The sequence below is a fragment of the Bifidobacterium pseudolongum subsp. pseudolongum DSM 20099 genome, assembly GCF_000771225.1.
Classification (GTDB): Bacteria; Actinomycetota; Actinomycetes; order Actinomycetales; family Bifidobacteriaceae; genus Bifidobacterium; species Bifidobacterium pseudolongum.
This window is the reverse complement of the sequence record NZ_JDTZ01000003.1, coordinates 202,726-218,732: the sequence shown is the minus strand read 5'-3', so window position 1 is coordinate 218,732 and position 16,007 is coordinate 202,726. Positions and strand designations below refer to the sequence as shown.

At 64.8% G+C, this 16,007-nt stretch carries 10 protein-coding genes; 4 read left to right on the top strand and 6 right to left on the bottom strand.

Translation table 11 applies throughout. From position 1 onward, the window contains the following. The first annotated feature begins 236 nt into the window (after positions 1-236). Both OU02_RS03140 and OU02_RS03135 read left to right on the top strand, forming a co-directional pair. Complete coding sequence (locus tag OU02_RS03140) at positions 237-1,058, top strand: Cof-type HAD-IIB family hydrolase (protein ID WP_033488730.1); 822 nt, start codon at positions 237-239, stop codon at positions 1,056-1,058. A gap of 69 nt (positions 1,059-1,127) precedes the next feature. Then, positions 1,128-1,664 (top strand): peptidylprolyl isomerase, encoded by a 537-nt coding sequence (locus OU02_RS03135; RefSeq protein WP_026648088.1) that lies wholly within the window; start codon positions 1,128-1,130, stop codon positions 1,662-1,664. Between the two features lie 24 nt (positions 1,665-1,688). Here OU02_RS03135 and OU02_RS03130 read toward each other — a convergent pair whose 3' ends face one another. From OU02_RS03130 to OU02_RS03120, 3 genes are all read right to left on the bottom strand, one after another. Next, a complete protein-coding gene (locus tag OU02_RS03130) occupies positions 1,689-4,022 on the bottom strand; it encodes a RelA/SpoT family protein (protein WP_033488729.1) in 2,334 nt (777 codons plus the stop codon). 119 nt (positions 4,023-4,141) lie between these two features. Continuing rightward, positions 4,142-4,612 (bottom strand): dUTP diphosphatase, encoded by a 471-nt coding sequence (dut, locus tag OU02_RS03125; protein ID WP_033488728.1) that lies wholly within the window; start codon positions 4,610-4,612, stop codon positions 4,142-4,144. Beyond that, positions 4,612-4,905 (bottom strand): DUF4193 domain-containing protein, encoded by a 294-nt coding sequence (locus OU02_RS03120; protein ID WP_033488727.1) that lies wholly within the window; start codon positions 4,903-4,905, stop codon positions 4,612-4,614. The genes dut and OU02_RS03120 overlap by 1 nt, the downstream gene beginning before the upstream one ends. 143 nt (positions 4,906-5,048) lie before the next feature. On the opposite strand from OU02_RS03120, the gene sepH reads away from it, so the two are divergent. Beyond that, the gene (gene sepH, locus OU02_RS03115; protein WP_033488726.1) at positions 5,049-6,062 is read left to right on the top strand and encodes a septation protein SepH; all 1,014 of its coding nucleotides are present in this window, start codon (positions 5,049-5,051) and stop codon (positions 6,060-6,062) included. 15 nt (positions 6,063-6,077) lie between these two features. Here the strand turns inward: sepH and OU02_RS03110 are convergent, their stop codons facing one another. After that, complete coding sequence (locus tag OU02_RS03110) at positions 6,078-7,349, bottom strand: alkaline phosphatase family protein (protein WP_033488917.1); 1,272 nt, start codon at positions 7,347-7,349, stop codon at positions 6,078-6,080. Between the two features lie 162 nt (positions 7,350-7,511). Here OU02_RS03110 and OU02_RS03105 point away from each other — a divergent pair, with 162 nt between their 5' ends. Further along, positions 7,512-10,175, top strand: a complete 2,664-nt coding sequence (locus OU02_RS03105) for a DNA gyrase/topoisomerase IV subunit A (RefSeq protein WP_033488725.1) — start codon at positions 7,512-7,514, stop codon at positions 10,173-10,175. Positions 10,176-10,227: 52 nt separating this feature from the next. Here the strand turns inward: OU02_RS03105 and OU02_RS03100 are convergent, their stop codons facing one another. Beyond that, a complete protein-coding gene (locus OU02_RS03100; protein WP_033488724.1) occupies positions 10,228-11,181 on the bottom strand; it encodes a GRP family sugar transporter in 954 nt (317 codons plus the stop codon). A 142-nt stretch (positions 11,182-11,323) separates the two neighbouring features. After that, positions 11,324-15,997 (bottom strand): DEAD/DEAH box helicase, encoded by a 4,674-nt coding sequence (locus OU02_RS03095; RefSeq protein WP_033488723.1) that lies wholly within the window; start codon positions 15,995-15,997, stop codon positions 11,324-11,326. Positions 15,998-16,007: the final 10 nt, after the last annotated feature.

Sequence of the window (16,007 nt, the reverse complement as noted above, 5' to 3'; positions counted from 1 at the left end):
GGGCGCCGAACAACGTGTCCAACAATACGGCGCCCGCCGCACACCACACGCGGGCGGGGATATAGGGTTTGGTTATACAATCCACTCAATCCTTGGTATGGCGCCGATTGCGCTTGTGCCGAACATCACGGCGCCCGCATATTGCGCCATATTTCGAACAAAATCATCTCATATGCTGGCAGTACAATGATCATCCCCGGAGCGCCCACTCCCCTGCGCGCGCTACAGTGGCACCCATGACCACTGCACCAGACCAGACCGCCCCCGACATCCGCGCGGCGTTCTTCGACATCGACGGCACGCTCACGAGCTTCACGACGCACACTGTGCCCCAATCCACGGTGGACGCCCTTCACGCCCTGCGCGCGCAGGGCGTGAAGACCTTCATCTGCACTGGGCGCGCGCCCTCGCAGACGCCGGTCGTGCTTGACACGCTGCCGGTGGAATTCGACGGCATCGTCGGCGTCAACGGCCAGTACTGCTGGGACGCCACCGGCGTCATCGGTGCTGAGCCGATGCATCCGGACGACGTGCGCACGATCCTCGGCTGGCTCGATACCCATCCGGATGTCGTCGCCTGCTTCAGCGAGGCGGATGACACGTATTTCAACCATGACTCCGCACAGCTGCGCGCCATGTGGGGCTCGCTGGGCAAGACCGCGCCGCACATCGACTTCATCGACCCGCGCACGCGCACGCGCACGAATCCGGTCTACCAGATCAGCCCGTACATCGATGCCGCTGCCGAGGCCGAGCTCGTCTCCTTGTGCCATGCCGTGCGCGGCGTGCGCTGGCACCCCGACTTCGTGGATCTGATTCCCGCCGACGGGGGCAAGAACCGGGGCATGGAGCGCATGCTGTGCCATTACGGCCTGACGCGCAGCCAATCGATCGCATTCGGCGATGGCGGCAACGACATTGACATGCTGCGCTATGCGGGCATCGGCGTGGCCATGGGCAACGCGACCGACGAGACGAAACAGGCCGCGGACCACGTGACCGGCAGCGTGGACGACGACGGCATCGCGCAGGCGCTGCGCCATTTCGGCGTGATCTGACCGTCGCGCCGGCAGGCTGTTTTCCAGTGGGCTCAGCGCGCAACAGGGATTGTGCTACGGTGAGAGGCTATGACAACTATTATCATGCACACCTCTGAGGGTGATATCCGTATCAATCTGTTCGACACGAAGGCTCCGCACACCGTGGAGAACTTCCTGGGCCTGGCCACCGGCAAGAAGGAATGGACCGACCCGTTCACCGGCCAGCCTTCGCACGAGAAGTTCTACGATGGACTCACGTTCCACCGCATCATCAAGGACTTCATGATCCAAGGCGGCTGCCCGCTCGGCACCGGCACCGGCGGCCCGGGTTACGACTTCGACGACGAGATTGACCCGACGCTCAAGTTCGACCGCCCGTACCTGCTCGCCATGGCCAATGCCGGTCTGCGCCGCGGCGCCGATGGCAAGGTGCACGGCACCAACGGCTCGCAGTTCTTCATCACCACGGTGCCGACCCCGTGGCTCGACGGCCACCACACGATCTTCGGCGAAGTGGCCGACGAGGAGTCGAAGGCCGTGGTCGACAAGCTCGATGCCGTGGCGACCGACGGCCAGGACCGCCCGCTTGAGCCGGTCATGATTGAAGCGATCGAGCTCGTCTGACCCAAACCGTGTTGTGTCCGCGCGTCACGACACATGGCCAAGGATGCGGCGCATACGTGGTTGCGCCGCATCCCTGGCCCCGGTAAGCCTGTAGACGTCGAAGACGCCGTCGATCTTGCGCACCGCCGAAAGCAGTGTGTTCAGATGCTGTGGATCGGCCATTTCAAAGCTGAACTGGCTCGTCGCCACACGGTCGCTGCCCGTGGCGATCGACCCCGAGAGAATGTTGACCCCATGGTCGGAAAGCACACGCGTCACATCGCTGAGCAGATGCGGGCGGTCCAGTGCCTCGACCTGGATCTTGACCATGAACAGGCCCTTGGCGCTTGTCCATTCCACTTCCACCACGCGCTCCGGTTCCCTGCGCTGCAGGTTGATCATGTTCAGGCAATCCACGCGGTGCACCGACACGCCTTCGTTGCGTGTGATGAATCCGATGATGCCATCGCCCGGCACCGGCATGCAGCAGCGTGCGAGCTTCACCCACACATCACTGACGCCCTTGACTGAGATCCCCGGCGTGCCATTGTCCCGCTTGCGCTTCGAGGCGCGTAGCGGCAGCACCTCCTCTTCGGCCTCTTCATTGACCTCGCTGGTACCCGCGTCCTTGACGAGATGCGAGATCACGTTCTGCGTGGAGATCTGCCCTTCGCCGATCGCGGCGAACACCGCATCGGCGTTCGGCAAGTTGATGTCGTCGGCCACCCCCACCATCGCCTCGGACGTCAGCAGCGCCTGCACGGGCAGGTTGCGTTTGCGCATCGCACGCGTCAGCTCGTCGCGCCCCTCTTCGATCGCCTCGGAACGGCGCTCCTTGCTGAACCACTGGCGGATCTTGTTGCGCGCCTTGGGGCTTTTGACGAAACTGAGCCAATCACGGGAAGGCCCCGCCGTATCCGACTTGCTCGTCAGCACCTCCACGGTGTCGCCGTTTTCGAGCTTGGTGTCGAGCGGCACAAGACGGCCGTTGACGCGCGCGCCCATCGTGCGGTGCCCCACCTCCGTATGCACGGCATAGGCGAAGTCCACCGGCGTGGCGTCCGCCGGCAACGAGACGATCTTGCCCTTCGGCGTGAACACGTAGACCTCGGCAGCCCCAAGATCCTCTTTGAGTGAGCCGAGGAACTCATTGGAATCCGGTGTCTCGCTCGTCCAATCGGCGAGCTGCTGGATCCATGCCAGATTGTCGGACTCGCTGAGCTCCTGATTCTCGCCACGCCGCCGGTCGGTCTTGTCGGGCGTGCTCAGCGCACGGCCCGCCTGCCCGTTCTCCTTATATTTCCAATGCGCTGCGATGCCGAACTCCGCGCGCCGGTGCATGTCCCACGTACGGATCTGGATTTCGACCGGCTTGCCTCCCGGGCCAACCACGGTGGTGTGCAGGCTTTGGTACATGTTGAGCTTGGGCATGGCGATGTAGTCTTTGAACCGCCCCGGCACCGGGCTCCACCGCGCATGCACGGCACCGAGCACGGCATAGCAGTCCTGAATGGTGTCGACGATGATGCGCACGCCCACAAGGTCGTAGATGTCCGAAAAATCATGGCCTCGCACAATCATCTTCTGGTAGATCGAGAAATAGTCCTTCGGCCTGCCCGTCACATAGGCCTCGATGTGCAGGTCTTCCAGATCATCATGGATCTCGGCGATGATCTGCTTGAGGTAGACTTCGCGCTGCCCTGCACGGTGCGCCACGAGCATGACGATCTCGTTGTAGATCTTCGGGTAGAGCACCTTGAAGCTCAGTTCCTCGAGCTCCGTCTTGATGGCGTTCATGCCGAGGCGGTTGGCGAGCGGCGCATAGACGTCGAGCGTCTCGCGCGCCTTCTTCTGCGCGCTCGACGGCTTGACGTACCGCCAGGTGCGCGCGTTGTGCACACGGTCGGCGAGTTTGACGACGAGCACGCGCACATCGCGGCTCATCGCCACGACCATCTTGCGGATCGTCTCCGCCTGCGCGGAATCGCCATAATCCATCTTCGTGAGCTTCGTGACGCCATCCACGAGACCGGTCACGGTATCGCCGAATTCCGCACGGCACTCGTCGAGCGTGTAATCGGTATCTTCCACCGTGTCGTGTAGCAGGCCTGCCGCCACGACCAAAGGCCCCATGCCCAAATCGGCCAGAATCTGCGCCACGGCGAGCGGGTGTATGATGTACGGCTCGCCCGATTTGCGCCGTTGGGAGGAATGCTGGCGCACCGCACGCGCATAGGCGCGCGAGAGGATCTCCATATCTTCGTCAGGATGGTGCTGGCGGCATATTGACAGGATCGGCAGCAGCGGATCCAGCGGGTTCTCGCTGATCTCGCACCCCAACATGTTCGCAGGCTGCATCTCATGCTCCGTGTCCGCCATATGCTCCTCCTGTCCCTCTGTTCCCTCACGCGCACACCGCGAGACGCAGTGCTCAGACGTCATCATTGTACGCGCACGTGCGCCATGCGCGGCCGGTGGATGTCACCGCCGCACGCCGCTCACACGCCCGTCGAGCCGAACCCGCGCTCGGCCCGGTCGGAACCGGGCAGTGCCTGAGCAGGTACGAACCGCGCCTCCACATACCGCTGGATCACCAGCTGCGCGATGCGGTCCCCCGGTTCGAACACCACCGTGTGCTCGGCGTCGAGGTTGATCAACGGTACCATGACCTCACCACGGTAGCCGGCATCGATCGTGCCGGGGGCGTTGAGCACGGTCACGCCCTGCTTCGCCGCAAGCCCCGAACGTGGGTGCACAAGCCCCACATACCCCGCCGGTAGCGCGATGCGCACGCCGGTGCGCACGAGCGCGCGCTCGAACGGCTTGAGTTCCACATGTTCGGCTGTACTCAGGTCGGCGCCCGCGTCGCCCGCATGCGCATAGCGCAGCTGCACCGGATGCGCCGGGTCGACGGCGCACACGAGCACTTCAGTCTGTTCCGGCTCGTTGTATGCGGGGTCGAACGTCATCAGGCCGCACACTCCTTGCACACCGGCTGGCCGTCGTCGGTGGTGTAGGCAAGCTGGCTGCGGTGCTTCACCAAAAAGCACTGCGAGCAGATGAATTCATCGCCCTGCATGGGAATGACGGTGACCGACGCGTCCTCATTGCTCAGATCGGCGCCCGGCAGCTCATAGTCCTCCGCGATGGCATTCTCGTCATCATCCATGTCTGCCGCGGAATTCTGCGAGCTCTTGCCCAGTGCCTGCAGCGACTCCTCGTCCTCGTCCTTGTTGCGCGGGGAATCATAATCCTGTGCCATTGCGATTCCTTTCGATTGGTATGGCTTCGCCACACAATACACGGGTTTTCCCCGCATAGGATACACGATTATGAGCAAACGGAAAATCCGACACGTGGGGCACAATGGAAACTGTTCACATTGTGGAAGAAACGAGGTGCCCTGTGCCAACGGAATCATACCCGATTGCCCAGTTTGATCATGTGACCGGCGAAGGGGCGCTCGTCTTCTCCACAGACCATGGCCATTTCATCGTAGAGCTCAATGACGCCTTGGAACGCGCAATCCTCGAAGCCAAGCAGATACGCGCCGAACAGCATGACGACAAGCCTGTGCACCAGCAGAGCACACTGCCCATCTCGCAGATCCAAGCGCTGATCCGCGCAGGGGCGGACCCCGATCAAGTGGCGCGCAAATACGCGCTCAACAGCGCGCTCGTGCGCCGCTTCGCCACCCCCGTGGAATCCGAGAAAAACTATGCGATCGGACAGTTCCTGCGTGTGCGCGCCCCGAAGGAATCGCGCGTGCACACCTTGGCCGAGCTCATCGAACGCACGCTTGTGGCCGCGCGCATCCCACGCGAATCCGTGCAGTGGAAGGCCACGCGCCGCGGACTCGAACCATGGTGCATCATCGCGTCGTTCCAATCCGCAGGACACCCGATCCACGCCGAATGGTCGTGGAACATGCACGACAACACCGTGGTGTGCATCAACAACGCCGCGCGCAAGCTCATCGGCGAGGCGAATACCATGCGGGCGGCGGAAACCGGCGACCAGGATGCGGCGCTCAATGAGGCACTGCCCAATACCGCCGATCTGCCGGGTGACTCCGCGCGGTCCGCGCGCATCGAGATGACCGTCTCCGCTTGGAATGAACAATCGCAGACTGCACAGCGTGAGTCCCGCACCGCGTCCGCCCAGCCTGCAAGCGCCACCGAAGAGACCGCCACCACCGCACCTGAGAAACCGGCACAACAGCCTGCTGGCACATCGGCAGAGCCGACCGATAATCACACACCGTCGTCCGACACCCCGGATGATGTGCATGTCGAGGCCGTGCAGGCCGAGCAGGAACAGCCAGATGAGCGGCCGGCCGCCAAACCGGCCCATCGTGGGCGCCGCTCCCCCATCCCCAGCTGGGATGAGATCATGTTCGGCAAGGCGCCGAAGGACTGACACACAACCGCGATATCAGTCCACCATATCGATGATGCACGGCACATCCATTTCGAGCATCGTCTGCGAGCCGTGCACGCCAGGCATGCTCATTGCGCCTTCGGTCTGCGTGCGTGAATCGACAAGCGTCACATTGCGCGCGGCCTGCACGATCACATCGCCGAGCACTTCGCGCGTATGCGCCGAAACCGGCCCAAACAGGCCGGCATTGACCGCCTCGTCTTTCGTGCGCACCCATGCCTTGCCCGCAAGCCGCGTGCGCCAGCGTTCGGCGAGCGCCGCGACATCGCATCCCTCGCCCGCATACAGCATGACCGACCTCGGCTCGCCACCGACCATCGCCACGTCTTGCGTAAGCTGCGGGTCGAGCGCGATGTCGATGCGTTCTGCCGGGTCCGCGGCCACCATGCCGTGGTCGGCCACCACCACAATCGCCGTGCCGCGCGGGGCGAGCCTGCGCAACGTGTCGAGCTGGTCGTCGATCTTTTCGAACTGCACGACCCAGTCCTCGGATTCCCAGCCTTCGGCGTGCCCGGTCTTGTCCACATCGGGCAGATACAGGTACGTCAGCCCCGGTTCCTGCGCGCTCTGCGCGGCTGCACGCACACGGGCCAGCGGGGTGTCGAAACCGAGGTAATGCGCTCCACGCAGGGTGGCGCGGGTCAGTGGCGACGACTTGAAGCGCTTCAATCCCACGCTCGTCACACGCACGCCGCGGCTGGCGAGCAGTTCGAACGCCGTGGGCTCACGCTGGAGTTCCTCCGGTGGCTCGGCGTCGCGGAACTGGATGAGTTGGCTCATCACGCCCGTGCGCGCGTTGCGCTGTGTGTAGCCGGTCATGGCTGTCAAGCCCGGGCAAGTGCCGGTGCCAAACGTGGCCATGGCAGCGGTCGTCGTGCTTGGCGCGCATGTGGAGATGGGGCGCTGGTTGATGGGCTCTTTCATCAACGCGCGCAGATAGTTCGCATGCGCGAGGCGCATCGCGAGGTTCCAATAGCCCAGGCCGTCCACAAGCACCACAACCGCGGCGCGCGCCTGCGGAATGCCAAGCGCGCGTTGGAGCGTACCGGCGTCATGGTGCACCGTGGTCTCGACCGGCGCGCCGATCGCGGCGGACAGCGCCGGCAGCACCGACGATATATGGAGCGCGCCGCCACGGGGTTCCACACTCGCCGGTGTGAATGGCGCGGGCACGTCCATGCGCGGCGGTGTGGCCAGTGTGTCGCCGTAGTGCGCGGTCGGCACGAATTCCAGCAGGGTTCGCATGTCGGGGACGTCTATGCTCATGCTTTCCATGATGCCGCGGTTGCCGGACGCGCGTTGGGCGCGGTGGCGCGTGTCTTTACCTTTGCCACCCGACTCCACCGCGTTCGCTCGGCGCACCGCTCATGGACCGCACGAATTGCTAAAATAATACGGTTCACGTCGTTCTAGGGAGTAGCAGGCAGCATGGTTTCACGTCGCAAGTCGCAGGCAGCGACAGCATATGATCCGCGCACGGTCAAGGAGCACATCGTCGAGACGCCGCTCGGTGAGGAGATGAGCAAGTCGTTCCTCGAATACGCGTATTCGGTCATCTACGCGCGCGCCCTGCCTGATGCACGCGACGGCCTCAAGCCCGTGCAGCGGCGCATCATCTACCAGATGGGCCAGATGAACCTGCTGCCCGCACGCCCCTACATGAAGTCCGCGCGCGTGGTGGGCGAGGTCATGGGCAAGCTGCACCCGCACGGCGACTCCGCGATCTACGAGGCCATGGTGCGTCTCGCGCAGCCGTTCGCGATGCGTCTGCCTCTCGTCGACGGCCATGGCAACTTCGGCTCACTCGACGACGGTCCGGCGGCCTCGCGTTACACCGAGGCGCGTCTGGCGCCGGCGGCGCTCGGCATGAACGGCGACATCGACGAAGACACCGTGGACTTCACGCCGAACTACGACAACAAGCTCAAGGAGCCGGAAGTGCTGCCCGCGGCGATTCCGAACCTGCTCGTCAACGGTGCCTCGGGCATCGCCGTCGGCATGGCCACGAACATGGCCACACACAACCTCGGCGAGGTCGTGGCCGCGGCCAAGCATGTGATGCGCCACCCTGACGCCACACTCGACGACCTGATGCAGTATGTGCCCGGACCGGACTGGCCCGGTGGCGGCATTGTGATCGGCCGCGCGGGCATCCGCGACGCCTATGCGCAGGGCCGCGGCTCGCTCACCACGCGCGCTGCGACGCATGTGGAGAACGTGACGGCCCGCAAGAAGGCGATCGTCGTGACCGAACTGCCGTACATGGTGGGCCCCGAGCGCGTGCTCGAGCGCATTTCGGAAGGCGTGAAGAACCATAAGCTCGAAGGCATCTCCAATGCGATCGACCTGACCGACCGACACAACGGCACGCGCATCGTCATCGAACTGAAGACCGGCTTCGACCCGGCCGCCGTGCTCAGCCAGCTGTTCAAGCACACGCCACTGCAGGAGAACTTCACGATCAACAACGTGGCGCTTGTGGACGGCCGTCCGCACACGATGGGCCTGCGCGAGATGCTCGACGTGTGGATCGGGCACCGCCGCGGCGTGATCCGTCGGCGCAGCGAGTTCAGGCGCGCCAAGGCGCTCGAACGGCTGCACTTGGTGGAGGGACTGCTGCTCGCGCTTGTGGACATCGACGAGGTCATTCAGGTGATCCGCTCGTCCGAAGACGCCGACACGGCGAAGACCCGGCTGATGCAGGTATTCGACCTCGACGAAATCCAGGCGCAGTACATTCTGGACCTGCGTCTGCGCCGCCTGACGAAGATGAGCCGCATCGAGCTGGAGGCCGAACGCGACGACTTGCGCCGGCGCATCGAGGAGCTGGAAGCGATCCTCGCTTCCGCCGAATCGCTCGACGCCGTGGTGATCCAGGAGATGGACGATGCCGTAGCTACCTATGGATCGCCGCGTCGCACGGTGCTGCTCGACGAGAACGAGGACGGCTCACTGACGCCGGTGAAGACGCACGGCGATGATTCCTTGGCCGATTTCGCGCACACGGCGGCAATCAACGCCGCGAAGGTCTCCGACGCCGCCGCGGATGTGGCCGCAGCCAAGAAGGCGAGCGACGCCGGCATGGCCGCAGCATTGCAGATCGAGGACGAACCGTGCGTCATCGCGTTGAGCGCCACTGGACTGATCGGCCGCATGGATCCGAAGGCCGCGGACGCATGGCGCATGAGGGATCCCGCCGCCGTGCAGAGCGGCAATGATGTGATCGTCTCGATGATCCACACGAGCACACGGGCCACGTATGGCCTCGTGACATCCGCAGGCCGTTTTGTGTTGGCGCACGCGGTGGAACTGCCGTCCATCGCCGTCTCCGAACCGTTGAGTGTGACCGGCGGCATCGATGCGGCCGAATTGGTGGCGTCGACCGAACATATGGAGCCGGTGCGTGGTGAACGGGTGATTGCGGCAGTGGCCATCCCTGAAGACGGCGATCCGCTCCCCCTGGCCCTCGGCACGCGCCATGGCGTGATCAAGCGGTGGAACCGCGAATCGCCCACGACGATGGATTCGTGGAGCATCATCGACCTCAAGGACGGCGACGAACTGCTCACCGCACGTGAGGCCGCAGACGGCGACCGTGTGGTGTTCGTCTCCTCCGATTCCTCGCTGCTGACCTTCGATGCCAAACTGGTGCGCCCGCAGGGGCGTACGGCCGCGGGCATGGCGGGCATCCGCCTTGCCGAGGGGTGCACGGTCCTGACATGCGCTATCGTGCCTGCAGCGCAGGTGGCATGGCATGAGGCGCAGACCGATGATCAGGGCGCGGTGACCGAAGCCGCACATGGCGCCGTCGTGCTCACGGTCGCCGGCGATGCCGACGCGTTGCCCGGTACCGAGAATGGATCTGCGAAGCTGACGCCGTTCAGCCTCTACCCCACCAAGGGCCGCGCGACCGGTGGCGTGCGGTCGCAGCGGTTCCTCAAGGGCCAGAACACACTCGTCAAGGCCTATGTGGGCGACTATCCGCTCGTGGCCTGCACCGAGCATGGCCATCCGGTGGCATTGCCACAGCCGGACATGCGCCGCGATGGCTCGGGCACCGAGCTCACGGCACCAATCACATACGTGGCATGATATAGGAGGGGGGCCTGCGGCAGTCTGCCGCAGGCCCCCTTGTGTTATGCGATCAACGCGTGGTGAACATGCCCATGAGCACGGCACCCACGGTAATCAGTACCGTGCCAAAAAGAATGAACGCCATCTGGCGTTTGGATTTGTGTTCGTGCAGGATCACGATGCCGCCATACGTGGAGACGATCACGCCGAGCTGCGAGAACGTGGTGGCGATGGCCTGCCCCACATGCGGGCTCGCCGCGCAGATGAAGACGAGCACATTGCCGACGGCCCACGCCAGGCCGGTGATGATGTTGAGGGCGGTCTTCTTGGCCACGATGAGCTGCGTGTTCTTTTCGATGAACGTGATGATCGCGAGCGCTGTGAGCACCTGCCCCACCGCCTGTGGCAGGATGACCGAGGTCATGTAGTACAGGCCGTCGCCGCTGGGCGCATTGTAGATGTCGTCGCCAATGAAGCCGGTTTTGTGCAGCAGGTTTGGGAACAGGAAGTACATCATGAAGCCGAGCGTGGAGAACAACAGTGCGGTGAGCCCGGCCCGCACGTCCTTCGGCGAGCGTTGCACGGCGCCTTCGGTGTGGTCGCGCGCCGAGCACATCACCGCACCGGCGGTCACGAGGATGATAGCGAGCATGCCCACGGCCCACACATGGAGCGTGGTCCACTGTTCCAGCACAATGGCGGCCATGAGCGCGTTGCCGACCACTTGACCAGCGGTGGAGATGGGCATGGCGACCGATACACCGAGGGGTTTGAGTGCGGAATACTGCCCGAACGAGCCGATTGTCCAGAACACGCCCGAACACAGCCCCACGACCCAGATGCGTGGATTGTAGGCGAAGGCCCAGCCGGCGTGGGGCACCACATAGCACAGCGACACCGCAATGGCGAACAGCAGTGCACCGATGGTGGTGCCCAAGGTACCCTGACTCGGTTTGCCGTCGATCTTTGCCGTGATGATGCTGTTGGATCCAAGGAACACAGCTGGTAGCAGCGCGAGCAGCATATAGGTCAAGGCGTTCGTCCTCTCGTGTTGTTCGGTGCACCACCCCTATCGCCCACCGAATGGTGCGCCAGTCATTGTACGGCGGCGTGCACCAACCATAGGCCATGGTTTGCTCACAGCATGCAACCGCCGGGCCGCGTGCTCACCGGTACAGCTTCATGCCCTGTGGGCTCGGTGCGAATCCCGCGGCACGCAAGGCCACGGTGACGCCACCGCGTTGGGTGAGCGGCACACCGTTGCAATCCTTGATGGTCACACTGCCGCCCATATGGCGGTGCAGCATATCCGCAAGCGCCTTGCACGCCTGCTCCTGCAACGCTTCCACACTCGTGAACATGACGAGACGGCCGGATTTCACGCCGATGTACAGCAGTGCCTCACCGCCGCGTATCACCGTGCAGGCGTCGGCACGGCGGATCGGTTTGGCGGGGCTGCGCTCCTCCGGCGATGCGGACGCCGACGCATCGTCGTGCGTATCGCCCATCCCTGCCGGATCAGGCCATGACATCGCCGCCCCATACAGGTTGGCGGGATCGGTCGCGTCCAGGGACACCGTGCTCGACGGGCCGTTCGCATACTCGCGCAGCACATCTACCGTCTCGCGTTGGGCGAATTGGGCCGCGCCAAACCCGCGGACGAACATGCCGCGCGCCAGTACGCCCTGCTCTTCCATGCGTTTGAGCACCGGGTAGATGGCGGAAAATCCACCGGGGATCCCCACCTGCTCGACGACGGGTTGGCTGACCACGCCGTATCTGTCCAACAGCATATCCACCAAGTCGATTGCCTGCTCTTCCGGCGTGCACGGCTCTCCGACTGCCGTGACCAGCGACCAGAGCCCCGTGAGCGCCACGGGTTGGGCGATATGTACGCGTGCGCGCCTGCGCGAGGAGGATGGCATGCGTGCGCTCACCGTGCCACTGGCTGCTGCACGGGCCACGGCGAATGCGCTGTTGGTGATGCGGCCCTCGCGCACCAATCCCCACAACGCGTCTTCGAACGCGGCAGTCGACCATCCCGCCGCCACCAATTCGCCGGTTGCGGGGTCGATCATCGACTCAGGGTGTTGTTCCCATATCGCGCGGGCACGCTGTTCGAGCTGGTTCGCCGCGTAGGCGCCACCTTCCTCGAACACCCGCACAATGGCGTCGGCCATACCCATCTCGTTTTCCGGCTGGAGCCCCTCACCGGACGGTGTGTTGGCGTGCGATGCACAATGCACCTGCAATTGCACCGAATCGAACGGATAGAACGCCACTGCTCCCAACCGCTCCTTGCTGGCGGCCGGGCCGGCGCCGGTCCACACCACCTCGCCGCTGGCGATCAGTTCGTCCAGCAGCGCAGGCCGGTAATCACGCACACGCACCGGAAACACCGATTCCTCCCATACGTTGATGGGCAGACTGACGCCTTCGAGCTGCTCCACGACGCGCATCACGCCATCCACGCCTTCGTAGCGTTCGCCACCAAGGGATCCCACACCCTGCCGGTCAAGCACAAAGGACTGGAATTGCGCCGCCTCCACGGGTTTGACCGCTTTGCGGGCCTTGGCGAGCGATTTCGACCGGATGCGCTTGAGCACATCGGCGTGCACCCATTGCGGCACATCCACCGGAAGCCGGTCGTCGAACCTGCCGGTGAACATCTGGCCGGAAGCGTGCAGCTCGTCAAGTTCGTGGACCGCCGCCTGTGCGGGCACGCTGAGATCCGCGATCATCTGGTCGGCGGTGAACGGCGCGTGCGTCACCGCATAGCGGTGCACACGCCCGCGCACATCGCCGTCGTCGAGGTCGTTCCAGAACGTGCGCTCGGCGAGTTGGGCCGCGACCGCATCGATCACGCCGCCGTCGAGCACCGAAGACACATCATCGGATCCGAGCAGACGTTCCAGCACCTGCGGATCCATCGACAACAGCTGCGCATTGCGTTCGGCCTGCGGCACATCGTATTGGTACATGACCGACCCCACAAACCCGAACAGCAGATGCTCGGCCATGGGTGACGGCACGGCCGTCTCCGCGTCATGCACATCGATCAGTCCCGCCTGCATGCGGGTCAGCACCTCACGCAGGGCGGGCACGTCGTAGACGTCCTGCAGGCATTCGCGCGCGGTTTCCAACAACAAGGGGAAATTCTTGTGGGCGCGCGCCGCCGTGAGCAGTTGCGCCGCCCGCAGGCGCTGCTGCCATAGTGGGACCCGCTTGCCCGGATCGGTGCGTGGCATGAACAGCGCGCGCGCCGCGCATTCGCGGAACCGCGCGGCGAACAGCACGCTGCCCGAGACCTGCGCCTCGACGATGCGTTGGATGTCGTCCGGGTCGAACGCGATGAGCGACGCGATGTCGATGCGGCCGTCGCCGTCGGGCAGACGGATGAGGATGCCGTCGTCAGCCGCATAGATCTGGCCGTCAACGGCATAGCGCTGCAACAGCCGGGCGTTGATCGCGAGCGCCCATGGCTCGTGCACGCGCCTGCCGAATGGCGTGTGCACGACGATGCGCCAGTCGCCTTCCTCGTCGCGGCAGCGTTCGATCACCACATGCGTGGCGTCGGGCACCACGCCGGTGGCGGCGCGCTGCTCGGCCAGCAGCCGTGCCAGGTTGTCGATGGCGTTGGCGTCGAGGCCATCTTGGACAAGGCGGGCCTGCACGGCATTCGTGAAGCGCGGGCCGGGGGCGTGCGGGGCATCGGGGTGCGTCTGGCCGGCGCCCACAAGCCCCTGCGCCACGTCGTGCACCCATTGGCCTTGCGCCAGACCGAAACGGTAATCGCGGCCGTCGCCGTCGCCATGCCAAAACGGCAGGCGCGCGCTGCGCCCGGGGGCCGGCAGTACGATCACGCGGTCGTTGGTGATCTCCTGAATCTGCCAGGATGTGGTGCCCAAGGTGATGATGTCACCGACGCGCGATTCATACACCATCTCCTCGTCGAGTTCACCGACGCGCCGCGGGCCCGTACCGGCCTCCCCTTCGGGAAGCACCACCGTGTAGAGACCGCGGTCGGGGATCGTGCCGCCACTGGTCACGGCGAGGCGCTGCGCCCCTTGGCGGGCGGCGAGCATGCCGGATTCCTCCTCGAACACGAGTGGGGGCCGGAACGCGGAGAACTCCTCACCGTTATAGGCGCCGGTGACCATGCCCACCACGGCGTCGAACATGTCGCGCTGCAGCGTGCGGTACGGGGCGGCACGGCGCACGGTGCGGAACCATGCATCGGCGCTGATCGGCTCGAGGCTCGCGGCGGCCACCGTCTGCTGCGCGAGCACGTCGAGTGGGCTGTTGGGCACACGCAGCGGCTCGATGGCGCCGGCGAGCATGCTTTCGACGCTCGCGGCGGCGCCGATGATCTGTTCGCGCGTCACCGGGTAGATGAGTGCATGCGACACCCCGCCCACGCGGTGGTCGGCTCGTCCCACGCGCTGCAGGCCGGACGACACCGACAGCGGCGGCGCCAACTGGATGACCAGATCCACCGAACCCATGTCGATGCCCAATTCGAGGCTGCTTGTGGCTACGACGCATTTGAGTTTTCCCGCTTTGAGCTGCTCCTCGATCTGCTTGCGCCGGTCTTTCGACACGGAGCCGTGATGCGCCATCGCGATGGCGTCCTGCGGCGCCACAGGACCGACGAGTTTCGTCGTCGATCCGATGAGCGACCCGTAATGCGCCGGCTCGTTCGACAGGTCGGGGCTTTTACCCTGCCGCTCCAAGTAGAGGTCGTTGAGCTGGGCCGTGAACCGTTCGGCGAGTCCACGCGAGTTCACGAAAACGAGCGTGGTGCGGTGTGCAAGTACTTCGTCGAGCACGCTGCGCTGGATCAGTGGCCAGACCGAGGCGGTGGGTTCGGCGCTGGCAGCGACCGTCGCTGGCGCCCCACTACCGGCTCGGGCTGTGCTCCCACCTCGATGGACGGCCGCCGATGGCGTTGCGGCTGCCGGGCGACCGGCTTCACGGGCCTTGCGCTCCGCCAACCGCTGCATTGCCGGCGTGACGCCGGTGATAGAGCCGGAAGACTGCGGTGTATGGGGCTTTGCGGCGTCTGTCTTGCCGCCGCCGTCGCCCATGCAGCTTGCCGGCTCCACGACCTTGAGGTCGAGTGCCGGCCTGCCGCTCGCTTGGGCGATCGTGACGGGCCGGCTGCCGCCGAGGAACGCCGCGGCTTCATCCACCGGGTTCACGGTGGCGGAAAGTCCGATGCGCTGTGGTGGTGTCTCAAGCCGGTCGTCGAGCCGCTCCAGGCTCAACGCGAGGTGGGCCCCGCGCTTGGTGCCGGCCACGGCATGCACTTCGTCGAGGATCACCGTCTGCACGGTGTCGAGCACGGTGCGGGCCTTCGATGTGAGCATCAGGTACAGCGATTCCGGCGTCGTCACCAGGATGTCCGGCGGCCTGCTGACGATTGCGCGCCGTTCCTGCGGCGTGGAATCGCCGCTGCGCATGGCGATCGAGACCTCGGGCACGGCCAGGCCCATGCGCGCATACTCCTCACGGATGCCGTTGAGCGGCGTTTCGAGGTTTTTCGCGACATCCACGCCCAACGCCTTGAGTGGTGAGATATAGAGTACACGCACGCCTTTGCGCGGGCGCTTGCAGCCGTGCTTGCCACCGGCCGCACGCGCCTTGCGGGCGATGATGCCGTCGATCGCCGCGAGAAACGCCGAAAGTGTTTTGCCCGAGCCTGTGGGCGCGATGACGAGCACGTTCTCGCCATTATGGATCGCCGGCCACGCCAGACGCTGCGCTTCGGTCGGCTCGCCGAAGCCACGTTCGAACCATGCCCGTGTGGGGGCGGTGAAACTCTCCAAGCATTCGCACATATGTTCGATT